The organism is Mesorhizobium sp. 113-3-9, from assembly GCF_016756515.1.
In the GTDB taxonomy this organism is placed as follows: Bacteria; Pseudomonadota; Alphaproteobacteria; order Rhizobiales; family Rhizobiaceae; genus Mesorhizobium.
In genome coordinates this window covers 1262910-1285021 of the sequence record NZ_AP023246.1, presented here as the reverse complement: position 1 = coordinate 1285021, position 22112 = coordinate 1262910, and the positions used below count along the sequence as shown (strand labels likewise).

At 64.5% G+C, this 22112-nt stretch carries 20 protein-coding genes; 5 read left to right on the top strand and 15 right to left on the bottom strand.

What is annotated here, in order from left to right; all coding sequences use genetic code 11:
- Nucleotides 1-20: 20 nt before the first annotated feature.
- A complete protein-coding gene (locus MesoLj_RS06165; protein WP_202325428.1) occupies nucleotides 21-812 on the bottom strand; it encodes an ATP-binding cassette domain-containing protein in 792 nt (263 codons plus the stop codon).
- Between the two features lie 276 nt (nucleotides 813-1088).
- Between MesoLj_RS06165 and MesoLj_RS06160 the strand changes: the two genes are divergently transcribed.
- Both MesoLj_RS06160 and MesoLj_RS06155 read left to right on the top strand, forming a co-directional pair.
- Complete coding sequence (locus tag MesoLj_RS06160; protein WP_202325427.1) at nucleotides 1089-2813, top strand: ABC transporter ATP-binding protein; 1725 nt, start codon at nucleotides 1089-1091, stop codon at nucleotides 2811-2813.
- 33 nt (nucleotides 2814-2846) lie between these two features.
- The gene (locus tag MesoLj_RS06155; RefSeq protein WP_202325426.1) at nucleotides 2847-3530 is read left to right on the top strand and encodes a cysteine hydrolase family protein; all 684 of its coding nucleotides are present in this window, start codon (nucleotides 2847-2849) and stop codon (nucleotides 3528-3530) included.
- Between the two features lie 6 nt (nucleotides 3531-3536).
- On the opposite strand, the gene MesoLj_RS06150 is transcribed toward MesoLj_RS06155, so the two are convergent.
- From MesoLj_RS06150 to MesoLj_RS06140, 3 genes are all read right to left on the bottom strand, one after another.
- Complete coding sequence (locus tag MesoLj_RS06150) at nucleotides 3537-4478, bottom strand: LLM class flavin-dependent oxidoreductase (protein ID WP_202325425.1); 942 nt, start codon at nucleotides 4476-4478, stop codon at nucleotides 3537-3539.
- 139 nt (nucleotides 4479-4617) lie between these two features.
- Nucleotides 4618-4773, bottom strand: a complete 156-nt coding sequence (locus tag MesoLj_RS06145; protein ID WP_010912229.1) for a hypothetical protein — start codon at nucleotides 4771-4773, stop codon at nucleotides 4618-4620.
- A 204-nt stretch (nucleotides 4774-4977) separates the two neighbouring features.
- The gene (locus MesoLj_RS06140) at nucleotides 4978-5811 is read right to left on the bottom strand and encodes a helix-turn-helix domain-containing protein (RefSeq protein WP_202325424.1); all 834 of its coding nucleotides are present in this window, start codon (nucleotides 5809-5811) and stop codon (nucleotides 4978-4980) included.
- Between the two features lie 167 nt (nucleotides 5812-5978).
- Here MesoLj_RS06140 and MesoLj_RS06135 point away from each other — a divergent pair, with 167 nt between their 5' ends.
- Together MesoLj_RS06135 and MesoLj_RS06130 are read left to right on the top strand one after the other, a co-directional pair.
- A complete protein-coding gene (locus MesoLj_RS06135) occupies nucleotides 5979-7478 on the top strand; it encodes an amino acid permease (RefSeq protein ID WP_140776427.1) in 1500 nt (499 codons plus the stop codon).
- Between the two features lie 50 nt (nucleotides 7479-7528).
- Nucleotides 7529-8296, top strand: a complete 768-nt coding sequence (locus tag MesoLj_RS06130) for an SDR family NAD(P)-dependent oxidoreductase (protein ID WP_202325423.1) — start codon at nucleotides 7529-7531, stop codon at nucleotides 8294-8296.
- A 71-nt stretch (nucleotides 8297-8367) separates the two neighbouring features.
- Here the strand turns inward: MesoLj_RS06130 and MesoLj_RS06125 are convergent, their stop codons facing one another.
- The 7 genes from MesoLj_RS06125 to MesoLj_RS06095 all read right to left on the bottom strand — a co-directional run bounded on the left by MesoLj_RS06125 (nucleotide 8368) and on the right by MesoLj_RS06095 (nucleotide 16159).
- Nucleotides 8368-9312 carry an ABC transporter permease gene (locus tag MesoLj_RS06125; protein WP_140775994.1) on the bottom strand — a complete coding sequence of 315 codons (945 nt, stop codon included), beginning with the start codon at nucleotides 9310-9312 and terminating at the stop codon, nucleotides 8368-8370.
- Nucleotides 9309-10364 (bottom strand): ABC transporter permease, encoded by a 1056-nt coding sequence (locus tag MesoLj_RS06120; RefSeq protein WP_202325422.1) that lies wholly within the window; start codon nucleotides 10362-10364, stop codon nucleotides 9309-9311. The genes MesoLj_RS06125 and MesoLj_RS06120 overlap by 4 nt, the downstream gene beginning before the upstream one ends.
- Nucleotides 10364-11854, bottom strand: a complete 1491-nt coding sequence (locus MesoLj_RS06115) for an ABC transporter ATP-binding protein (RefSeq protein ID WP_202327188.1) — start codon at nucleotides 11852-11854, stop codon at nucleotides 10364-10366. The genes MesoLj_RS06120 and MesoLj_RS06115 overlap by 1 nt, the downstream gene beginning before the upstream one ends.
- Nucleotides 11855-12116: 262 nt before the next feature.
- Nucleotides 12117-13148, bottom strand: a complete 1032-nt coding sequence (locus tag MesoLj_RS06110; protein WP_056574893.1) for a BMP family protein — start codon at nucleotides 13146-13148, stop codon at nucleotides 12117-12119.
- A gap of 155 nt (nucleotides 13149-13303) precedes the next feature.
- The gene (gene pcaF, locus MesoLj_RS06105) at nucleotides 13304-14509 is read right to left on the bottom strand and encodes a 3-oxoadipyl-CoA thiolase (protein WP_202327187.1); all 1206 of its coding nucleotides are present in this window, start codon (nucleotides 14507-14509) and stop codon (nucleotides 13304-13306) included.
- A 1-nt stretch (nucleotide 14510) separates the two neighbouring features.
- Complete coding sequence (locus tag MesoLj_RS06100) at nucleotides 14511-15305, bottom strand: CoA-transferase subunit beta (protein WP_202325421.1); 795 nt, start codon at nucleotides 15303-15305, stop codon at nucleotides 14511-14513.
- Complete coding sequence (locus tag MesoLj_RS06095) at nucleotides 15302-16159, bottom strand: CoA transferase subunit A (RefSeq protein ID WP_202325420.1); 858 nt, start codon at nucleotides 16157-16159, stop codon at nucleotides 15302-15304. Before MesoLj_RS06095 ends, MesoLj_RS06100 begins: the two co-directional genes overlap by 4 nt.
- A gap of 119 nt (nucleotides 16160-16278) precedes the next feature.
- Here MesoLj_RS06095 and MesoLj_RS06090 point away from each other — a divergent pair, with 119 nt between their 5' ends.
- Nucleotides 16279-17049, top strand: a complete 771-nt coding sequence (locus tag MesoLj_RS06090) for an IclR family transcriptional regulator domain-containing protein (protein ID WP_202325419.1) — start codon at nucleotides 16279-16281, stop codon at nucleotides 17047-17049.
- A 16-nt stretch (nucleotides 17050-17065) separates the two neighbouring features.
- Here the strand turns inward: MesoLj_RS06090 and MesoLj_RS06085 are convergent, their stop codons facing one another.
- The 4 genes from MesoLj_RS06085 to MesoLj_RS06070 are packed head-to-tail and all read right to left on the bottom strand — an operon-like array spanning nucleotide 17066 to nucleotide 21975.
- Nucleotides 17066-18364, bottom strand: coding sequence for an NAD(P)/FAD-dependent oxidoreductase (locus MesoLj_RS06085; protein ID WP_202325418.1), 1299 nt, complete (start codon nucleotides 18362-18364; stop codon nucleotides 17066-17068).
- Between the two features lie 2 nt (nucleotides 18365-18366).
- Nucleotides 18367-19737 (bottom strand): glutamine synthetase family protein, encoded by a 1371-nt coding sequence (locus MesoLj_RS06080; RefSeq protein WP_140776434.1) that lies wholly within the window; start codon nucleotides 19735-19737, stop codon nucleotides 18367-18369.
- Between the two features lie 5 nt (nucleotides 19738-19742).
- On the bottom strand, nucleotides 19743-21026 hold the full coding sequence (locus MesoLj_RS06075; RefSeq protein WP_202325417.1) for a nucleotide disphospho-sugar-binding domain-containing protein: 1284 nt from the start codon (nucleotides 21024-21026) through the stop codon (nucleotides 19743-19745).
- 10 nt (nucleotides 21027-21036) lie between these two features.
- Nucleotides 21037-21975, bottom strand: a complete 939-nt coding sequence (locus MesoLj_RS06070; RefSeq protein WP_140776001.1) for a GntR family transcriptional regulator — start codon at nucleotides 21973-21975, stop codon at nucleotides 21037-21039.
- Nucleotides 21976-22112: the final 137 nt, after the last annotated feature.

Here is a 22112-nt window from a genome sequence, read left to right as displayed (position 1 = left end):
CGCCACCGCGTCAGATCTCGTCACTGCACATAGCCGACGGGTTGTCCGGTAACCGGGTGCGCGAACACGCCCATCTCCACGCCGAAAATGCCTCTCAGCACGTCGCCCCGCATGATTTCGCCCGGTGTCCCGCGCGTCAGCAGCTTGCCGTCCTTCAGCGCGATCAGCTCGTCGCAATAGCGCGCCGCCATGTTGGGATCGTGCAGCACGACGACGACGCAGAGGTCGCGCTTGCGGCTGAGTTCCTTGACCAGCCCCAGCACCTCGACCTGGTGGGCGATGTCGAGTGCGGAGATCGGTTCGTCGAGCAGCATCACGCCGGCGTTCTGCGCCACCAGCATGGCAAGCCACGCTCGCTGGCGCTCGCCGCCGGACAATTCATCGACCAGACGGTCGGCGAAGCCTTCCATGTCGGTCAGGACAAGCGCCTCCTCGACATGCCGCCTATCCTCCCCGCTGAAGCGGCCAAGCGCGCCATGCCAGGGATAACGCCCGAGCGCCGCCAGTTCGCGCACCGTGAGGCCCGTCGCCGCCGGCGTCGTCTGCGGCAGATAGGCGAGCGCGCGGGCGAGCTCACGAGCGCCCCATTGCGGCAACGGCCGCCTGGCGAAGGTGATGGCGCCGGAGCTTGCCGGCTGCTGGCGCGCCAGCAGCTTGATCAGCGTCGACTTGCCCGAGCCGTTGTGACCGATCAGCCCGTAGACGCGCGAGCGCCGCAGTTCGAGCGAGACAGGGCCAAGCAGCGTCCGCTCGCCGACGGCAAACCGCACCGCGTCGATATGGAAGGCGGCCTCGGCTTCAGCCACGGTCATGGTGTCTCCAGTGCGGCCACTCGCATTTCCAATTTCTGGCCTCGGCAGTCCAATGTCCGGTTGACTATGAAACATGACCTTACTAGTCAACATTTAAGATGACTGCAACAATCAACAAATCATCCCGGCCGTCGATCTCGCGGCCAGAATCAGAAAAATGAAGTCCGGACTGGCATATTGCCCCCGCTGCGCCGCCACCTGTAAGCAGCGCCCAGCGATGACGGCCGGTGCACGCTCCATCCCCCCGCCCATCAAGACAGCATGCGGTTCACTGCGATGATCAGACGTTTCCTTGCCTACTACGCGCCCTGGAAGGGCTTGTTCGCGCTCGATTTCTCCTGCGCCGTGCTCGCCGGACTGCTCGAACTCGGCTTTCCGATGGCTGTGCGCGCGTTCGTCGACCAGCTCCTGCCGCAGCAGGACTGGACCCTGATCATCATCGCCTCGATCGGCCTGTTGGTGATCTATCTGCTCAACACCGCGCTGATGGCTGTCGTCACCTATTGGGGCCACATGCTCGGCATCAACATCGAGACCGAGATGCGGCGCAAGAGTTTCGACCATCTGCAGAAACTGTCTTTCCGCTTCTACGACAACCACAAGACCGGCCATCTCGTCGGCCGCGTCACCAAGGACCTGGAGGAGATCGGCGAGATCGCCCACCACGGCCCCGAGGACCTGTTCATCGCCATCATGACCTTCGCCGGCGCCTTCGTGCTGATGTTCACGGTCAACATGCACCTGGCGCTGATCACCGCGGTGATCGTGCCCGTGATCGCCTGGGTGACGATGCGCTATGGCGACCGCATGGAACGCAACTGGCAGGCGCTCTATGGGCGCGTCGGCGATTTCAACGTGCGCATCGAGGAAAATGTCGGCGGCATGCGCGTCGTCCAGGCCTTCGCCAATGAGGAGCATGAGCGCGCCCTGTTCGCGCATGACAACCAGCGCTACCGCCAGACCAAGCTCGACGCCTACCGCATCATGTCCGCCTCGAACTCGCTGAACTATATGGGCATCAGGCTGATCCAGCTCGTGGTGATGATCGCCGGCAGCTACCTGGTCATCACGGGGAGCCTCAGCAATGGCGGCTTCGTCGGCTTCCTGCTCCTGGTCGGTGTCTTCGTGCGGCCGATCGAGAAGATCAATTCGGTGATCGAGACCTATCCCAAGGGCATTGCCGGCTTCCGCCGCTATACGGAACTGCTCGACACCGAACCCGACATCGCCGACCGGCCCAACGCCGTGGCCGTCAGCGGGCTCAAGGGCGACATCGAATACCGCGATGTCAGCTTCGGCTATGGCGACGGCAAGCCGGTGTTGAAGGATGTCGACCTGACGATCCGCGCCGGCGAGACCATTGCCTTCGTCGGTCCGTCCGGCGCCGGCAAGACCACCATCTGCTCGCTGCTGCCGCGTTTCTACGAGGTCGGCGCCGGCCGGATCAGCATCGACGGCATCGACATCAGGGACATGACACTGGCCTCGCTGCGCGGCCAGATCGGCATCGTCCAGCAGGATGTGTTCCTGTTCGGCGGCTCGGTTCGCGAAAACATCGCCTATGGCCGACTCGGCGCTTCGGACGAGGCGATCGCCGACGCCGCGCGGCGGGCACAGCTCGACGGCATGATCTCAGGCCTGCCGGCCGGCTATGACACGATCATCGGCGAGCGTGGCGTGAAACTGTCAGGCGGCCAGAAACAGCGGCTGGCGATCGCCCGCATGTTCCTGAAGAATCCACCGATCCTGATCCTCGACGAGGCAACCTCGGCGCTGGACACCCAGACCGAGCGCGAGATCCAGAAGGCGCTGGCCGAACTGGCGCAAGGCCGCACCACGCTGGTCATCGCGCACCGGCTGGCGACGATACGCGGCGCCGACCGCATCGTCGTCGTCTCCGAATCCGGCATTGTCGAGCAGGGCTCGCACCAGGAGCTGATCCATGCCGATGGCGTCTACCGGCGCCTGCACGACGCCCAGCATCTGGTATCGGCGCATTGAACGATTATGGTTGGTCGAAACCGGGAGCCATCAATGATCAAGGCAACGCCCTTCGACTTCCCTTATGACGGCAGGCTGGTGGCCGAAAACACAGCACTTGTCGTCATCGACCTGCAGCAGGATTTCCTGTCCACGACGGGCTATTTCGCCAAACAGGGATATGATCCCTCGCCGCTGCGGGCGATCCTGCCCACCGTGAACCGGGTGATATCAGCCGCGCGCGGAGCTGGCGTGAGGGTCATCCACACGAGGCAGGGTTATCGCGCCGACATGGCCGACATGACGCCCTACGAGAAATGGCGCCGCAAGCGCTCCGGCCTCGACGGAACCGAAATCCTGCTGCGCTCGGGAGCGGGATTCCAGATCGTTCCGGAAATCGACGTCGCGCCCGATGACATCATCGTCGACAAGACCTGCAACAGCGCCTTCACCTATACAGACTTCGAGCTGGTGCTGCGCGCGCAAGGCATCACGCATCTGATGTTTTCCGGCTGCACGACCGATGTCTGCGTCCACACCACGCTGCGCGAAGCCTGCGACCGCAATTTTCAGTGCCTGACGATCTCGGATGCCTGTGCCAGCGGCGACCAGCGAGCGCACGAGGCGGCGCTTCACATGGTAACGGTGGAAGACGGCGTCTTCGGTGTAGTGGCCGATTCAGCCGCCGTCATCGACGGCCTGTCGCGTCTCGGCGACAGGCCTCACGCAGACGATTGATCGGCTTCAGCCTGCGGCCCGCGTCTCCAGCCCGCCGCGAGGCGCATAGGCTCCCGGCTGGAAAGCATCCTGTTCGCGGCGTGCCAGCGAGTTACGCAGCAAGGCGATGGTTTCGCGGCCGGCCGTCGCGATCTCGCGCGGCGTGTCGACGCCAATGATCATGAATTCGTCGATCCCGAGCCCGGCATAGGCAAGCAGCGACAGGGCGGCTTGAGCTGGCGGGCCAGACAGATCGACCGCCTTGTAGCCGGCGGCGGATGCGCCTTGATGGATCCTCACCGGAAGCGCGAAGCGCAGCTTGCCGGCCCGGCCATGTTCGGCGGCGGCACCGCGCACCCGCTCCATCAGCTGCCGGACCTCATCAATCGAGCCCGGTGCCAGTTCGAAGACATCGGCATGCCGCCCGGCCACCTTCAGGGCCGTTCCCGATTGGCCGCCCATGCGGATGACAAGGTCGGCGCCATGCGGACCCTTGCGCTCGATATAGCCGCCCTTGATGCTGTAGAAGGCGCCTTCATGGTCGAAAGGCCGGTCGTTCGACCAAAGCCGCTTCAAAAGCACCAGATATTCGTCGATGCGCTGCCAGATCACGCCATGTCCGACGGGCCGCGTCTCGGCGTCGTCGTCGTTCAATGGCTCGCTGATCATCCGAAGCGCCAGCCGTCCGCCGCTCTCCCTGTCGATCGATGCCAGCTGGCGGGCCGCCACCGTCGGTTCGATCACGCCGGCCCAATGGGTCAGCACCACTTCCAGCGACGCGGTGCGATTGAGCACCTGGGCACCAAGATCCATATTGGTCAGCAGTCCGGCCGGATCGTCGACGACGATCTTCTGGAAGCCGCCATCCTCGATCAGCCCGAGCTTGGTCGCGGTCTCGGCAAAATCGTAGAAGAAGGGAACGGCGGCCTCAGTGGACTTGCCCGGGACATGGGTGAATTCGATCGGCATTGTCATCTCCTCCATCGCTGGAATCATGGATGCTGTGAAATGCGAACCCACGGTCGCGCGCAAACGCACCGGGATCCGGTTCATTCAACTCCGATTGCCTGAAGACAGTGGGGAAACTAACCCCTGCCGGTCCGACGCCTTAGGGAATGAGGCCCAGAACGACGGCCCCGGTGAACACGAACGCAAGGGCAAAGACGAGATAGGCGAAAGCTCCGGCATAGGCCGGGCGAAAGGTCTGGGCATTGGCCAGCCTCTGGCCGCTGCTGTCAGTCTGAGCGTTCTGGATATACGACATATCGACCTCCGTCTCGCCCGTTAATCTATAAAACTTGTAGACTTTGTCGATTGCTATTTTATGCCATTTGTTGGAATGAATTTCTCAAAATCTTGGAAGGATCGGTATTTTCAACCAGGATTTAGCGTATCCGGGTCTGTTCGTCCGACGCAAAAAGCCAGCCGGATCACCGGCTTGCGATGTTTTTCAGGCCCATCGGCTTTGTCATCGGCCCGCCAGCAGATGCTTGATGAACAGGTTGAACAGTTCCGTCTGGCTGGAAATGTCGAGTTTGGCATAGATGTGCTTGCGATGGATCTTCACCGTGCCCTCGGCGATCTCAAGGATGCGGCCGATCGACATCGAGGAATGGCCGCGCAGGATCAGGCTGACGATGCCTTGCTCGCGCCGCGTCAGCCGCGACGGCGCGAAGGTCTCGAACGCCTGTTCGACATCCTGGCCGGTAGGCTGCTGGACCGGTTCGTTGTCCGAACCGGCCGGCGCCAGATGCTCCCAATGCCGTTGCGCCAGGCTGGTCACCATCGGCGCCGTCCGCTGCAGTCGCTCGAAATCCTTCTCGCAGAAAGCCGGGCTGCCATTCGCCCGCAGCAGCGAATAGGCGATGTAGAAGCTGCCCTGGACCGGAACGAGGAAGACGATCTCCTCCGCCAGCGTACCCGATTCCATCGAAATGCAGGGATGCACGTCGGGCGAATTGTAATATTCGCCCTCGAAGAAGGCGTCCGGCGCCAGGTCGACGAGGCGATGCAGCCCTTGCGGCGCGCGGCGCAGGCAGGCCGAATAGACGGCATCGAGCAGATAGGTGCCGTTGAGGTAGTTGGTCATGATCTGGGTCGAGGACACCGCGCCCAGCCCATCATGCAGGAACATCGGCCGGTCGCGGCCGGGATAGGCGAACGCACAGCTGAGATCAAAGGGGGCTACCTCGCGCAAGGCGTTATCGAGCTTTGCGGCAAATCCCGGTTTTCCGATCAGCGGCACCAACTCCGGCAAGGCGTCATGCCAGCCCGCCAGCGCCGCCATCTCCAGTGAACCCATCCTCGCTTCCTTGCCTGCATATCCTGCGCGTTGCGGTTCGCGCGGAACATATCTCCTTGGGGATATATACGCTGGTGACGTGCTCTTGAACTATGCCCCGATCGCAAGAGAGCGAAGCGGCCACGCTTCGCTGGAAAAGAAGGGGAACAGCGATGACAGAGCAAGCAATGGAGCGCGGCACGGCCGGCGTTACCTATCAGACCGTCGACAAGCAGTATTTCGAACAGCGCCAATTGCAGCGCCACGCCGGCCTGTTCTCGCTGTGGATGATGGGCGTCGGCGCCGTGGTGGCCGGCGAATATTCCGGCTGGAACATCGGCCTCGCGCAAGGAGGCTTCGGCGGCATGCTGCTGGCCGCGCTGATTATCGGCTTCATGTATATCTGCCTGTGCTGCTCGATCGGCGAGATGAGCGCCGCCTTGCCGCATACTGGCGGCGCCTATTCCTTCTCGCGCACCGCGCTCGGTCCCTGGGGCGGCTTCACAACCGGCCTTGCCGAGAACATCGAGTTTGTGCTGGCGCCGGCCGCCAACATGTTCTTCATGAGCTCCTATCTCGCCGCGATCTTCGGCACGCCGCAAAGCGCGCTGCCGTTGTGGTGGGTGGCCGGCTACGTCGTCATGCTCGGCCTGTCGCTGCGCGGCCTCGAACTATCGATGAAGGTGGTGATCTATGTGACCGTCGCGGCGATCGCCGTGCTTGTGTTCTTCTTCGTCGTCGCCATCCCGCATGTCGATTTCTTCAGATACGCGCTGAACATCGGCGCCGCGGCGGACGGTCCGGCGGCACTGGCGGACGGCAATGGCCCCTGGCTGCCCTTCGGCTTCACCGGCGTGATGCTGGCCCTGCCCTTCGGCGTCTACATGTTCCTGGCCGTCGAACAGCTGCCGCTGACGGCGGAGGAGGCCAAGAACCCCACCCGCGACATGCCGCGTGCGCTGATCCTGTCGATCGTGACGCTGATTGCGCTGGCACTCGGCGTTCTGTTCTTCAGCGCCTCGATCCCGCATGGCGCGCACGCCATGGGCTCTTCCGGCGAACCGCTGCTTGACGGCTTCCGCACCATCTTCGGCGACGGCTGGGCCAAGCTTTTGGCTTCGGTCGCGGTGCTCGGCCTTGCCGCCAGCTTCTTCGCCGGCAGTTTTGCCTCCGGCCGCAACATCTACTCCCTGTCGCGCGCCGGCTATCTGCCGACGGCACTTTCGGTGACCGGCGCCCGCACCAAGACACCCAATCGGGCGCTTGCCACCGGCTCCGCCATGGCGCTGCTGATGCTGCTCGTGGTCTGGTATCTCGGCGGCGAGAACAATGTCGCCTTCATGGGCGGCTTCCTGGTCTCGATGATCGTCTTCGCCGGGATGGTGTCCTACATCCTGCAGAGCATCGCATACCTGCGCCTGCGCACGCTCTATGCCTCGATTACTCGCCCCTTCGTCAGCCCGCTCGGCAAGTTCGGCGCCTACGCCACGATCCTGATCTGCATCGTGACGCTGGCCTACCAGTTCTTCGATCCGCTCTACCGCTGGGCGGCGATCGCGGCGGCGGTGTGGTATGCGATCGGCCTCGCCTACTTCGCCTTCTACCGCCGCCATCGCCTGGTGCTGTCACCGGAAGAGGAATTCGCTGTCTCCGGTGGCTCCCTTGGCCATCCTGAGCGCGAGGGATAGCATTGCGATCGAAGACGAAAAGCCACTGAAACGGGACGGGAGTAAAAAGCATGGGCACAAGACTGGCCGGCAAGGTCGCCATTATCTCGGGCGGCGCGACGGGAATGGGCGGGGCGGCCTCGGAGCTGTTCGCGGCCGAAGGCGCCAAGGTGGCGATCATCGACCGCAATGGCGAGGCGGCCGCGGCAACGGCGGCGGCGATCCGCGCGCGGGGGCACATAGCCGAGCATTTTGTCGCCGACGTATCCGACGAAGCCCAGGTCGAAGCGGCGGTAAGGGGCGCGACGGAGAAACTCGGGCCGGCCACGGTGCTGTTCAACCATGCCGGCACCATTGTGATAAAGCCGTTCCTGGAGACGACCGTGCAGGAATGGGACTGGCTGCATGCCGTCAATGTCCGTTCGATGTTCCTGATGACGCGCGCCGTGCTGCCCGGCATGATCGCGGCCGGCGGCGGCTCGATCGTCTGCACCTCCTCGATCTCGGCGGTGGCGGCGACGCCGATGGAGGTGCTCTACGACACCACCAAGGGCGCCTGCCACATGTTCGCCCGCGCCATCGCCGTCGAGTTCCGCGACCGCAACATCCGCTGCAACGCCGTCTGCCCCGGCTTTATCAGGACGCCGCATGGACTGCGCGAGGTCGCCGACCTCGGCAAGCTTGGCGTCGACGTTTCCGATGCGGCACTCGCCGCGCAGCAGGGCCGCATCGGCGAGCCTGAGGAGGTGGCGAAGGCAGCGCTGTATCTGGCCAGCGACGAGTCGAGCTTCGTCAACGGCGCGCATCTGTTCGTCGACAATGGCTTTACGGCGATGTGAGGCTTCTCAGGGACAGCTTGGCGCCTTCCTCTCCCCCGTCGATCGGGGGAGAGGAAAAGACGCCAAGCCCTCTAGCGCTCTTCCCTTCGGAACGGCTTGAGCAGCGCCGACGGCGCCACCGCGTTGCGCGACATGAAGGCCATCGCGACGATCGTGAAGATGAAGGGCAGCATCAGGAATGCTTCGTAGGGTATATGCCCGAGCCCGCTCGCCTGCATGCGCAACTGCAGCGCATCGACGAAGGCGAACAGCAGCGCGGCACCCGCCGAGCGCCACGGGTCCCAGCGGCCGAACACGACCAGCGCGATCGCCACCCAGCCACGCCCCGACACCACACCGAAAGTGAAGGCGTTGAACTGCGCCATCGACAGGAACGCGCCAGCCAGCCCCATCAGCGCACCGCCGAGGATGACGGCCTGGAAACGCGTGGCAATGACGCTGACGCCAGCCGAATCGGCCGCGCGAGGGTTCTCGCCGACCATGCGCACCGACAGGCCCCAGGGCGTGCGGTAGAGCACGAAGGCGGCGAGCGGGATGGCCAGGATCGCCATGTAGACCAGCGCGAACTGGTTGAACACGGCCGGCCCGAGCACCGGAATGTCGGAGAGGACCGGGATCGGCAGCGTCTGGAAACCCTTGATGCTTGGCGGCACCGATTGCTGGCCGAAGATCAGCCGGTAGAGGAAATAGGCGAGGCCCGATGAGAACAGCGTCACGCCAATGCCGCAGACATGCTGGCTGAGGCCGAGCGCCACCGTGAACAGCGCATGCAGCGCACCCATCAGCATGCCGGTCAGCACCGCCACCAGCACGCCGAGCCACAGGCTGCCGCTCAGGCTGGTGGCGGTGAAGCCGGTCATGGCGCAGAGCAGCATGATGCCTTCGATGCCGAGATTGAGCACGCCCGCCCGCTCGGAGAACATCTCGCCCAGCGTGGCGAAGGCCAGCGGCGTGGCGATGCGGATGATGGCGGCCAGGAAACCGACCTGAAAAATCTGTTCGAACACCGCGCTCATGAGGCTGTCCCCACGCGGCGGATGCGGTAGGCGGTGAACAGCAGCGCCACCAGCATGGCGAGCAGCGCTGTCCCCTGGATGACATCGCTGAGGAAGGCCGGCACGCCCGTTGCCCGCGACATCGCCTCGGCGCCGGTCATCACGGCGGCGAGGAAGATCGCCGCCGGCACCACGCCCAACGGATTGAGCCGCGCCAGCATGGCGACGACGATGCCGGAATAGCCGTAGCCCGGCGAGATATCGCTCATCACCTGGAAATGCACGCCGCCGACTTCGCCGACGCCGGCAAGCCCAGCCAGCGCACCCGACAGCAGCGCGGTCGAGAGCAGCACGCGTTCGACATGGATGCCGCCATAGCGTGCGGCCTCCGGATTTTCGCCGGTGACCCTGATCCTGAAACCAAGCGTCGTGCGCGCGATCAGGAACCAGATCAGAGGTGCGGCGATCAGCGCCACCACGACGCCGAGATGCAGGCGCGTGCCTTCGATCAGCACCGGAAAGTTGGCCGAGTCCTCGATCGGCGGCGAGATCGGATAGCCACTGAAACTATCCTTCCACGGCCCTTCGATCAGCGCCATCAGGGCGTAGTAGATGACCGAATTGAGCAGCAGCGAGCTGACCACATCGTCAACCTTGAACTTGACCCGCAGCGTGGCCGGAACAAGGGCGACGGCAGCACCAGCGGCGGCACCTGCGATAGCCATCAGCAGCATGGCGAGCGGCCCCGGCATCGGGATCGCGCCGACAAAGCAGCTGGCGACCGCGCCGGCCAGCAATTGCCCTTCAGCGCCGATGTTCCAGAATTTGGCACGGAAGGCGACGGCGACCGCCAAACCGGTGAAGATCATCGGTGCGGCGCGCACCAGCGTTTCGGTGATCGCATAGCTGTCCCCGAGCGAGGCCGTGAACATCACCCCATAGGATTCCAGCACGCCGGCGCCGGCCAGCGCGATGAGGCCGCTGCACAGGACAAGAGTGGCGCCGATCGCCAGCAGCGGCAGCGCCAGATTGAACCAGGCGGGCGTGGAGGTGCGGACTTCCAGGCGAAACATCAGCTGTGGCCCTCCGCCCCGGTCATCATCAGGCCGAGCCGCGCGATCGTCGCATCGGCGCTGTCGAGCGTGCCGACGATGCGGCCTTCATACATCACCGCGATGCGGTCGCAGAGCACCAGCAGCTCTTCGAGATCCTCGCCGATGACGATGATGCCGCAGCCCTTGGTCCGCATGTCGAGGAATTTTTCGTGGATGAAGCGGGCGGCACCGATGTCGAGGCCGCGCATCGGCTGGGAAACGATCAGCACCTTCGGATCGAAGGCGAGCTCGCGGGCCAGAAGCGCCTTTTGCAGATTGCCGCCGGATAGCGCCCCGGCGCGGGTCATCGGCCCGGGACATCTGATGTCATAGGCCTTGATCTGCGCTTCGGCGAAGGCGCGGATCGCATCCGGCTTGAGCAGGCCCTTGGCTGAAAAGGAGGCGGTACCGATGCGCGGCAGCACCATGGAATCGGCGAGCGGCAGATTGGTGACCAGGCCAGTCGTCATGCGGTCTTCCGGGATGCGACCGAGGCCAAGCGCCTGCACTTCGCGCGGCGAGAACCGCGATACAATCTGGCCGGCGATCGTCATCCGGCCGGCGTCGGGCACGCGCACGCCGGAGATCACCTCGGCCAGCGCCCGCTGGCCATTGCCCGACACGCCGGCGATGCCGAGGATTTCACCGGCGCGAACGGCAAGCGACACATCGCGCAGCACGGTGCCTGAATGACGCGAAGTGGAAATGCCGTCGAGCGTCAGCACATCGGCACCGGGCGTCGACGCGCCCCTTGCCGGCGGTACGATTTCGTGGCCGCACATCAGTTGTGCCATCGCCGCCGAGGTGGTGTTGGCGGGATCGTCGACACGGCCCGCGACACGGCCGTGCCGCAGCACGGTGCAGCGATGGGTGAGCGCCCGCACCTCGTTGAGCTTGTGCGAGATGAAGACGATGCCGAGGCCCTGTGCCGCCATCGAGCGCAGCGCTGAAAACAGTCCGTCGACCTCGCTTGGCGCGAGCACCGCCGTCGGCTCGTCGAGGATCAAGAGCCTGGCGCCGCGAAACAGCGCCTTGACGATCTCCAGCCGCTGCTGTTCGCCGACCGACAGCGCCGAAACCGGCAGATCGGGATCAAGCGTCAGCCCGTGCTGGCGGCTGATTTCTGCCAACCGCGCCAGCCCGCCGGCGCGATCGATCCGCCCCGATTTTCCCGGGATACCGATGAGCAGATTTTCCAGGACCGTCAGTCTTGGCGCCAGATGAAAATGCTGATGCACCATGCCGATGCCAGCGGCCAGCGCATCGGCCGAACTGGTGATCCTCACTGGCTGACCCTGGATGAGGATTTCGCCGGCGTCCGGCGCGTAGGCACCGAACAGCACGTTCATCAGCGTCGTCTTGCCGGCGCCGTTCTCGCCCAGCAGGCCGAGGATCTCGCCCGGCGCGACAATGAGGTCGACGGCCTCGTTCGCCTTGACGGCGCCGAAGCTCTTGGTGATGCCGCGCATTTCGATGAGTGGGGCGGGCGTCGGCAAGGATACTCCTGATCGCTTCACGATTCAGCTTTGACCGATAGGGTTGCGCTGTACCCCCCTCTGCCCTGCCGGGCATCTCCCGCTCAAGGGGGAGATCGGATGTCACTTTCGGATCTCGCCAATTTTCTAAGTCGAAAGAAGAGTGGCGCGGGTGAAGCTGCCAATCTCCCCCCTTGAGGGGGAGATGTCTGGCAGGACAGAGGGGGCGCCTAGCACCGCCCCCCTCAAAGCAAGCCTAATCCGAAACCGGCGTGTTCTCGTCGACGTCGACGCGGAAATTGCCTTCCAGGATTTCGGCCTTCTTCTTCTCGACCAGATCCTTGACGTCCGCCGGCAGCGTCTTGTCGAACTTGTGGTACGGGGCGAGATAGGAGCCGCCCTTGGCCATGCGCGAGAAATCGCCATAGTCCTGCGCGGTGTAGACACCTGCCTTGACCAGTTTGATCGCCTGTTCGACCGTCGGATACATATCCCAGACCGGGCCGGTGATGACCGTGTCGGGGCCGAGGCTCGACTGGTCGGACATGTTGGAGATGGCGTAGATCTTCTTCTCGACCGCCGCCTCGATGACGCCGAAGCGCTCGGCATAGATGACATCGACGCCGGCATCGATCTGCGCCACCGCGGCTTCCTTGGCCTTTGGCGGATCGAAGAAGGAGCCGATGAAGGCGACCTTCTTCTTGACGTTCGGGTTGACCTCCTTGGCGCCGGCAAAGAAGGCGTTGACCAGCCGGTTCACTTCCGGAATGCCCATCGCCGCCACGGCGCCGACCGTGCCCGATTTCGACATCTTGCCGGCGATCATGCCCGAGAGGTAGGCCGGCTCATGGATCCAGTTGTCGAAGACGCCGAAATTGGGCTCCGCCGGGCCGGCTCCCGAGCCGAACAGCCAGGCCGTCTTGGGGAACTGCTTGGCCGTGCGGCGCGACTCGCGCTCGGCGGCGAAGGCATCGCCCAGCACCAGCTGGTAGCCGCCTTGCGCATATTCACGCATGACGCGGCTGAAATCGGCGGTCTGCACCTTCTCGGACCATTTGTATTCGATACCCAGTTCCTTCTCGGCCTTCTGCAGGGCGACATGGATCTGGTTGTCCCAGGGCTCCTCGATCGGCGTGGCGAAGATCGCCGCCACCTTCAGTTTCTTGTCCTTGGCGAAGGCGGCGCCCGGCAGCATCGCCGCAGCCAGGCCAAGCGCGCCGAGCTCCAGCACGTTACGTCGCGAAATCCCTTCGCGTGTCGATTGGAATTTGGTCTTCCGGTTTTCCATTGCAGTCCCCTCTGTTCGACAGCCGTGTCGAGCCGGCTGTTCCTAGAAATGTCAGACGGGGAACTATGGAACGGGTGCGGACTTTTGTCCACATGGTCAAATTTGGCGACGCGCCGAATCCGACCATGTTTTCGGCAAGCCGAAAGATCGCGCGATCAGGCCCTTTCGAGCGCGATGGCGATGCCCTGGCCGACACCGATGCACATGGTGGCCAAGGCATAGCGGCCGCCACGTTCGCGCAGCTCCAGCGCCGCCGTGCCGGAGATGCGTGCGCCCGACATGCCCAGGGGATGGCCAAGCGCGATGGCGCCGCCATTCGGATTGACGTGCGGTGCATCCTCGGCGATGCCGAGCTGGCGCAGCACGGCGATGCCTTGCGAGGCAAAGGCTTCGTTGAGCTCGATGACATCGAATTGTTGCGGCGTCAGACCGAGCCGCGCGCACAGTTTTTGTGTCGCCGGTGCCGGACCGATGCCCATGATTCGCGGCGCGACGCCGGCGGCGGCGCCGCCAAGGATGCGGGCGATCGGCGTCAGACCGTGTTTCTTCACAGCAGCCTCGGAAGCAACGATCAGCGCCGCCGCCCCGTCATTGACACCGGAGGCATTGCCGGCCGTCACCGTGCCGCCCTGACGGAACGGCGTCGGCAACTTGGCCAACGTCTCGACCGTGGTGCCGGCACGGGGATGCTCGTCCTTCGAGACGACGATCGCATCGCCCTTGCGCTGCGGGATCGTCACCGGCGTGATCTCCTTGGCCAGCCTTCCATTGGCCTGCGCAGCGACGGCCTTGTCTTGGCTGCGCACGGCAAAGGCGTCCTGGTCCGCGCGCGAAACGGCAAAATCCTCGGCGACGTTTTCACCGGTTTCGGGCATCGAATCGACGCCGTACTGCTTTTTCATCAGCGGGTTGACGAAGCGCCAGCCGATGGTGGTGTCGTGGATTTCGGCGTTGCGCGAAAACGCCGTCTCGGCCTTGGGCATGACGAAAGGCGCCCGGCTCATCGATTCGACGCCGCCGGCAATCATCAGTTCCGCCTCGCCGGCCTTGATGGCGCGGGCGGCGATGGTCAGCGCGTCCATGCCCGACCCGCACAGCCGGTTGACGGTCGAACCCGGGATCTCCTTCGGCAGGCCGGCCAGCAGCAGCGCCATGCGCGCCACATTGCGGTTGTCCTCGCCGGCCTGGTTGGCGCAGCCATAGACGACATCGTCGACCGCCTGCCAGTCTATGCCGGCATTGCGCTCGACCAATGCCTTCAGCGGGATGGCGCCGAGATCGTCCGCGCGTACCGAGGACAGCGAACCGCCGAAACGGCCGATCGGCGTGCGGATGTAGTCGCAAATATAGGCCTCGGCCATGTCATGCAGCCTTTGCTTTTCCGGTTCCCTCATGCGCCGCCCTGGTGCGGGCCTGCAGGTCGCGCAATGTATTGAGTTCGAGTTCGCTTGGCGCCGGTGTTTCGTCAAGCGCCTCGGCGAACTTAACCACCCAGCCACAGCTTTCCTGCACCTGCTGGCGGGTGACGCCCGGATGCAGCGACACGACGGTGAATTCCTTGGTCACAGGGTCCGGCTTCCAGATAGCGAGATCTGTGATCAGCAAGGTCGGGCCCGATGTCTCGATGCCCAGCCGCTTGCGATGGTCGCCGCCCTCGCCATGGCCAAAGGACGTGAAGAAGTCGATCTTTTCGACCATGCCGCGCTTGGTCTGCGCCATGGTGATGTAGATTTCCTTCGACGAGGTCGCGATCTCCGGCGCGCCGCCGCCGCCGGGCAGCCTGGTTTTGGGATGAAAATAATCGCCGATGACCGTGGTGTTGATGTTGCCGAACTTGTCGAGCTGCGCAGCACCCAGGAAACCGATCGAGATGCGGCCGCCCTGCAGCCAGTAGCGGAACATTTCCGGCACCGCGACGGTGGTGACAGCGGTTTCGCACAATTCGCCATCGCCGATCGACAATGGCAGCACATCAGGCGCGGTGCCGATCGTGCCGCTCTCATAGATCAGCGTGATATCGGGCGCATGCGTCAGACGCGCTACATTGCAGGCGGCGGACGGCGCACCGATGCCGACGAAGCAGACATCGTCGTTCTTCAACGCGCGGCTGGCGGCAATGGTCATCATCTCGTTGGGGGTGAAACCTGTCCCGCTCATGCCGCTTTCCTCAGATGCTCGACACGTCCGGCGAAGTCACCGGCGTTCTTCTCGATGACGTTTGCCTGCATCCAGGCCTGGAATTTCTCGCGGTCGGCTGCGATCTCGTCCCACTCCAGATAGGCGGCGTTGTCGCGTGCGTAGTAGCCATGGGCGTAGGACGGGTGCGATCCGCCGGGCACGACGGAGATCGCCGCGATCGTCCAGCGCGGCAGCACCGTCAAATTGGGATGGAGATCGTCGAAATCGTCGACCACTTCCTCCACGGTCACCACGGCGCGTTTGGCCGCCAGCACCGCTTCCTTCTGGATGCCGATAATGCCCTCGACCAGCACATTGCCCTTTTTGTCGGCCTTCTGCGTATGGATGAAGGTGACGTCGGGACGGATCGACGGCACCGCCGCCAGTACCTCGCCGGTGAACGGACACGTGACCGACTTTATGTTCGGGTTGACCGCCGCGAGGCCTGCGCCGCGATAGCCACGGAACACCGCGCAGGGCAGGCCCGCCGCGCCCGCCTCATAGGCATTGGCCATGCCGGCATGGCTGTGCTCCTCGACTTCGATCGACCGGGGAAAACCGTTCTCGATGGCGTCGCGCGCGCGCCGCAGCAGCCCGACGCCGGGATTGCCGACATAGGAGAAGACGATCTTCTTCGCCATGCCCATGCCGATCATCTGATCGTAGATCAGGTCCGGCGTCATGCGGATCAGGGTCAGGTCGCGAAACCCCTGACGGATCGCCTCATGCGCGGCGGCTGTCGGGATCAGATGGGTGAAGCCCTCGAAGGCGACGGAGTCGCCATCGTTCAAATTCTCCGCAACGGCCTGCTTCAACGGCAGGAACTTGACCATCGCCAGGGCTCCAATCCAAAAAGTTCGTATTGCGAACATATGTTTTATATGCGATACTTCTAAGCCGACTGGGACCACGGAGTCAATCCTGGCACTCAGCACCCTTGCGCGGAGGCGAGATGAACGAAGAGACCCCTTCCCGCGATCATGTCGGCTCGCTCGAACGCGGCCTTGCCGTCATGGAAATCCTGGCCCGGCATCCCGCGGGCATGACGCTGACCGAAATGGCCGAGGAGGCCGGCCTGACCCGCGCCGGCGCCCGCCGCTTCCTGCTGACCTTGGTTGCCACAGGCTATGCCACACAGGCCGGCCGCGTGTTTTCGCTGTCGCCTCGCCTGCTGACGGTTGCCCGCACCTGGCTCGGCGGCGCCTCCCTGTGGAGCTTTGCCGCCCCCATCATGCGGGCCGTGGCGGCACAACTGAACGAAGCCTGCTCGGCCGCGATCCTGTCGGGCGAGGACGTCGTCTACGTCGCCCGCATTCCCGGCCGCCGTATCCTCAGCGTCTCGCTCGATGTCGGCACGAGGCTGCCGGCCTATTGCACATCGATGGGGCGGATCCTGCTTGCCGGCCTGGCATCAGGGGAACTGGACACATTTCTCCGCCAGGCGACCATCGAGAGACGAACGCCAAAGACCATCACCGATAAGCGTGCGCTGGCCGGCGCCATCGGCAAGGCGAAGGCGGACGGCTTCGCCATCGTCGACGAGGAACTGGAGCTCGGCCTGCGCTCCATTGCCGTGCCTATCCGCGATCGGGCGAAACGCACGGTCGCGGCGATCAATGTCTCGACCCAGTCGGCGCGGTTCACCGTCGCCGAGATGGAGCGGGAAATCCTGCCGGCGCTGCTTGGAGCCAGAGAGCGCATTGAGGATTTCTTTGTCGTCTAGACCGCGTCTGGCGATCTCAATGCTTGATCCGGTCCCGCATCGCGTACCACAGCATGCCCAGCACATAGAGCGGCCCACGCAGCGCCGTGCCGCCGGGGAACGGCATGGGCGTGAGCGTCGAGAACAGATCGAGCCGTGAGGCATCGCCGGTGATCGCCTCGGCGAGCAGCTTGCCCGACAGCGTCGACAGGATGACGCCCTTGCCGGAATAGCCATGCGCGAAATAGACCTCGCCATAGTGCCCGACATGCGGCAGCCGCGACGTGGTCACCGAAACCAGGCCGCCCCAGGCATGATCGATGCGGCAACCCCTGAGCTGGGGAAACGTGCCTTCCATATGCGGCCGCACGAAGCCGGCAATGTCGGCCGGCGGCGACGGCGTGTAGCGCTCGCCGCCGCCGAAAAGCAGGCGGCCATCCGCCGACATGCGGTAGTAGTTGACGACGAAGCGTGTATCGGACACCGCGACATTGGCCGGGATGACATTGCGTTCGCCCTCGAGAGGCTCGGTGGCGACGATATAGTTGCCGACCGGCATGATGCGGCTGTTGACGCGCGGCTCCAGCCCGTGCAGCAGCGCATCGCCCGCCAGCACGACATGTTTGGCCCGGACCGAACCCTTCGATGTCGAGACGCGGATCGAAGGCTCTCGCTCCAGCTTCACCGCCACCGAATTCTCATGGATGACGACGCCCGCAGCCACTGCCGCGCGGGCAAGGCCGAGCGTGTAGTTCAGCGGATGCATGTGGCCGCCGAGCGGCTCATACATCGCGCCGTGATAGGGCGTGTCGACCTTGGCCCGCGCATCCGCCGCCGACAGGATCTCGACCTCGCGGAACTTCATCACGCTTTCCAGGCATTTCGCCTCTTCTTCCAAATCCTTGAGGTCGGAACCGTTGACCGCGCCGACCAGATGGCCGGTCAGCCTCAGATCGCAATCGATGGCGTGGCGCTCGATGATGTCGAGCACCAGGCCGCGCGCCTCGAAGGCGAGGTCGAACAGCACCTTCGCCCGCTCGGGACCGTAGAGCTTGACCAGACCCTTGGCGCCCTTGCGCAGGCCGGGGATCATCTGGCCGCCATTGCGCCCCGAAGCCCCCCAGCCGATCTTGCCGCCTTCGAGCAGCACCACCTTCAGGCCGCGCTCGGCGGCGTGAAGCGCGGCGGACAGCCCGGTGCAGCCGCCGCCGACGACGACCAGGTCGGCTTCGACATCGCCGACAAGCGCCGGATGGTCCGGCGCCGGATTGGCCGTGGCGACATAGTAGGATTTGCCGATATCGAGACCGGAATTGAAGTCTGTTGAAGATGCCATGATCACACCTTCAGCAGCAGATGGTCGCGTTCCCAGCTCGTCACCACGCTCTGGAACAGGTCGAGCTCGACACTCTTGACGCGCAGATAGGTCTGGAAAAAATCCTCGCCAAGCAATTTGCGCACCGGGTCGCAAGCCTCGAAACGATCGAGCGCCTCCTCCATGGTCTTCGGCAGCGTGCTCTTGATCTTGTAGGCATTGCCCGACGCCTCGGCCGAGCGCGCCAGCTTCTGCTCGACGCCGAGATAGCCGGCGAGCAGCGAACCGGCGATTGCCAGATAGGGATTGGAATCGGCTCCCGGCAAGCGGTTCTCCACGCGCCGCGCGGCGCGCCCGCCGGCCGGCACGCGCAGGCCGCAGGACCGGTTGTCGTGCGACCATTCGATGTTGGCCGGCGCGCTGTGGTTGGGCCTTATGCGGCGGAACGAATTCACATTGGGTGCGAACAGCGGCATGATTTCCGGGACAAATTTCTGCAGGCCGCCGATGAAATGGCCGAACATCTCGGTGTCGGCATCATCGTCGCCGGCAAACAGCGCGTTGCCCGCCTCGTCGACCACGGACATGTGCAGATGCATCGAGCTGCCGGCCTGCGCGGCGATCGGCTTGGCCATGAAGGTCGCATGCATGCCGCATTGCTGCGCGGCCTGGCGCGTCAACCGCTTGAACAAAAGCACCTGGTCGGCCAGCGGCAGCGCGTCGCCATGCAGGAGATTGATCTCCAGCTGCGCCGTGCCCGATTCATGGATCAACGTGTCGAGCGGCAGCCCGGCGGCCGCGGCATACTCATAGACGCGCCGGATCACCGGCTCGAACTCCTCGAGCGCCGCCATGTCATAGGGATGCTGCACGGTTTCAGCGCGGCCATTGGCGCCGACCGGCGCGGTCAGGGGCTTGTCCGGATCGGGATTGTGCGCGGTCAGATAGAACTCGACCTCCGGCGCCACCACGGCCCGCCAGCCGCGCTGGCGGTAGAGATCGAGCACGGCGCGCAGCACATGGCGCGGCGAGGCCATCCATGGCCTGCCGTCCATGTGGAAGGCGTCGGCGAAGACATAGGCCTTCCCCGCCCCGGCGCCTGGCGCCAGGCACAGCGTCGAAACGTCAGGCACCATGCGCATGTCCGGGTCCGAATAGGCAAAACCCTCGTCGATCGAGCCGGAATAGCGACCGTCGATGCTGACCAGGAAAGCGCTGCTTGGCAGATAGAGCGCGCGGTCTTCCAGCGCCTTGAGGAATTTTACCGTCGGCAGCGCCTTGCCGCGCAGCACGCCGTTCATGTCGGGCACCAGGCATTCGACCTCGTTGATGCCGTGCTGGGCCAGCCAGGCCTTGGGGTCGTTGGTTGCGGTATTCGTCTTCTTGTCGAGCATTTCGTTCACGTCCGTATCAGGGAGAGTATGGCTTGCGCGGCCACGTCCGTTCCGGGTTTCAGCGCCATCTGGGCTGCATTGTCCCTCAGGCGGGCGCGCATGGCGTCATCGGCCAGCAGGCCGAGAATGGCTCTCTCCAATACTCCTTCGGTCCAGCCGTCGCGGCCGATATGGTCACCGGTGCCGGTCTCTTCGGCGCGGCGCGCATTGTCGTGTCCGTCCCAGCAATAGGGCATGATCAGCGACGGCACGCCGAAGCGCAGCGCCTCGCAAAAGCTGTTGTTGCCGCCATGGTGGATGAACAGGTCGGACTTCGCCACCACCGAAGGCTGCGGAAACCAGGCGTCGAGATAGACATTGTCCGGCACCGCGCGATAGGCGTCGCGCAGGCCGCCGGCATTGACGATGAAACGCGCCGGCAGCCTGTCGAAGACGGCGAGCATGCGCTCGATCAGCGCGACATCCATGGCCCCTAAGCTGCCGAAGCTGACATAGACCAGCGGTCCGCCATTGCGCGGGAAGACCGGCACTTCGAATGGTCCTTCCGACCGCACACAGCCTTCGAGATAGACGAAGCGGGCCGGATCGAGCGGCTCGGCACGCTCGCGGCGCACGATCGCCGGCGTCAGCAGCAGGTTGAGGTCGGGCGAGCTTTCCAGGAACAGGCCCTTCGGCAACGGCGCCAGGCCGGCGTCCACGCGAAAACGGTTGAAGCGGTCGTGCGCGGGCGCGGAGGCCGCGAGATAGCGGGCCTCGAACGCCGCGCGTTGCGGGTCATCGGCGCCGAGGCCGGATAAATAGGGTGGCACCCGGGCGTCGGGCAGCTCAGTCTCGGCGCAGGATACGACGCGCACCCAGGGACAGCCGGCGGCGGCGATCGCCGGGAACATGATGACATTGTCGAGCACCACCGCGTCGGGCTTCAGCCGCGCCAGCAATTGGCGTAGCGGCCCCTCCGCATTGACCGCCGTATCGACGATCGCCTGCCAGGTCGGCGCGACATAGGTTTCGAGCTGGTCGATCGGGCTGAGCCTGAAATGCGGCAGGTGCCGGCGCACGAAGGCCTGCCAGTAGCTCTGGCGCTCGCTATCGCTCAGCGGCTCGTCGGTCGGCAGCTGGTATTCCTGGAAACCATAGTCGGCAAAGACGCCGGAGAAGCCGGCATGGCAGATGAAGACCGGCCGAGCGCCCTTGGCACGCAATGCCTGCGCGATGCCGACGCAATTCAGCGCCGCCCCGAAACTGGCTTCGGGAAACAGCGCGATGGTCGGGCTGGCTTTACGCGTCAATTAATCCTCTTCATTCCGGCCGGCTGATCATGCCGAACAGCGCGGGGGCGCCGCGGCTGGCCGCCTGCGGTCGCTGGTTGCGGGAGAGCCGCAGGTGGATGCGAAGCAGATCTGCAGCCACCTCATACTGCCGGCTTTCGAGATGGTCGAGTATGTTCAGGTGTTCCAGCAAGGATTGCCGGAGCCGGAAGACGTTGACGCCGCCATAGAGGCCCGGCAGCCGGCGCAGCCTGAGATGGTCGGCCAGCGCGTCGGCGACAAAGCGATTGGCGCAACCCTCGGCGATCATGCCGTGAAAATCGATGTCCAGCCGCTGGAACTCGCGCGTGTCGAACGCGGCATCCGGCAGCGCCGATAGCGCGTCCATGCCTTGGCGCAAGGCCGCCGCCCGCGCGCCGTCCAGCCGGAAGCCCGGCGTCAGGATCGCCACGGGCTCCAGCACCAGGCGGAATTCATAGCTTTCGCCTTGCGCCTCCGGATCGTCGGGCGTGCGGCGGAACAGCCATGACTGGCCGGGCGCACGGTCCAGAAGATTCTCTTCCGTCAGTTTATTAAGCGCTTTTAGTACCGTCTTCCTCTCGGCACTGTAGCGTCGCATCAACGCCGCGGCGGTCACCGTCTGGTCCAGCCTGCGCGCCGAGCGGTCGCGCAGGATCGCCTCGGCCAACTCGTCCTCCTCCGCGCTGGGAAGCTCGGTGGCAATAGCCGGCTGCGCGGCGAGGTCGACCGCCAGGTGGTAACCGGTATCGGCCTCCCAGCGCACGACGCCCCGTTCCGCCAGCAGGCTGAGCGCCGCCCGCACCGGCGTGCGCGAGACATTGCACAGCGAAGCGATCTGCTGCTCGGGCAGGCGCGCGCCGGGCTCGAAGCCGCGCTGCCGCGCCACATCCAGGATGCGCTGCGCCAGATCGAGATGGTTGGTGCGAGGTCGTCGGGCTGCGGCTTGCATGACTGGTCTCGGGGGACGGATGGGACCTTACTGGTTTGGCCGATCGCCGGGACAAGCGCAATCGGCCAGATTCCTCGGTCGGTTGACAAATTATGGATTGACGTACTTTTTTCTGCAATAGTACTGTCAGCGCAATC